The sequence below is a fragment of the Roseateles sp. P5_B10 genome, assembly GCF_056400485.1.
On sequence record NZ_JBFULE010001239.1, the window covers coordinates 1 to 1,071 of the forward strand.

The 1,071-nt window shown below is 69.7% G+C and carries 3 protein-coding genes; all 3 read left to right on the plus strand.

The window, feature by feature from the left end; genetic code table 11:
* Nucleotides 1–172, plus strand: a 172-nt coding sequence (locus tag AC1DU6_RS32395; protein WP_477862336.1) for a 6,7-dimethyl-8-ribityllumazine synthase, incomplete at its 5' end; no start/stop codon positions are given.
* Complete coding sequence (gene nusB / locus AC1DU6_RS32400; protein ID WP_457324769.1) at nucleotides 169–663, plus strand: transcription antitermination factor NusB; 495 nt, start codon at nucleotides 169–171, stop codon at nucleotides 661–663. The genes AC1DU6_RS32395 and nusB, both read left to right, overlap by 4 nt.
* Before the next feature lie 10 nt (nucleotides 664–673).
* A partial coding sequence (locus AC1DU6_RS32405; protein ID WP_477862334.1) for an aminotransferase class I/II-fold pyridoxal phosphate-dependent enzyme occupies nucleotides 674–1,071 on the plus strand: 398 nt, incomplete at its 3' end.

The following is a 1,071-nucleotide window of genomic DNA, read 5'->3' on the forward strand; positions in this document are numbered from 1 at the left end:
CGAGAGTGGCGCGGCCGTCACCCGCGTCGGCCTGGACCATGGCATCCCGATCGCCAACGCCATCCTGACCGTCGAGAACGAAGCCCAGGCCTGGGCCCGCGCCGAACCCAAGGGCCGCGACGCTGCCCGCGTCGCCGTCGAAATGGCCAATCTGCTGAAAGAGATCGAGTGAACGCCTCCACCCCCAAGACCGCCACGAAGACGGCCAACAAACCTGGCGGCAAGCGCGCTCCCGCCAAGTCCGCCCGCCGCCGCTCACGCGAGGCCGCCGTGCAAGGCCTCTACCAATGGCTGCTGACCGGCGAGGACATCGGCGCCATCACCGCCCTGGGCCGTGAGCAGGAAGGCTATGCCAAGCTCGACGTGAAGCACTACGACGCGCTGCTGGCTGGCTGCGTCAACGAAGCGGCTGATCTCGACGCCATCCTGTCGCGCCACGTCGACCGCAAGACCACCGAGCTCTCGCCCATTGAGCACGCCATCCTGATGATCGGCGCCTACGAGCTCAAGCACTGCGTCGACATCCCCTACCGGGTCGCCATCAACGAGGCGGTCGAGCTGGCCAAGTCCTTCGGCGGCACCGATGGGCACAAATATGTGAACGGCGTGCTGGACCGCGCGGCGGGCGACTTGCGCCCCGTCGAGGTCGCAGCCAAGCGTTGACGAAGCGCTGATGAAACTGGCCGCGCGGCTCGACCGCATCGAGCCCTTCTATGTGATGGAGCTGGCCAAGGCCGCGGCCCGGGTCGCGGCCGGGCCGCTGTGCGATCCGGCGCTGGGCGGCCGGCACATGATCCGCCTGAATGTCGGCGAGCCCGATTTCGGCGCCGCGCCCGCGGTCCGTGAAGCCGTGGCCCGCGTGGCCCAGGGCCCGACGCCCTACACCGATGCCCTCGGTCTGCCCGCATTGCGCGAAGCCATCTCGCGCTGGTACGGCCAGCGCTTCGGCCTCGCCATCGCGCCCGAACGCATCGCCATCACGGCCGGCGCCTCGGCTGGCCTGCAGCTCGCCTGCCTGGCCCTCTTCGAGCGCGGCGACGAGGTGTTGATGCCCGACCCCTGCTACCCCTG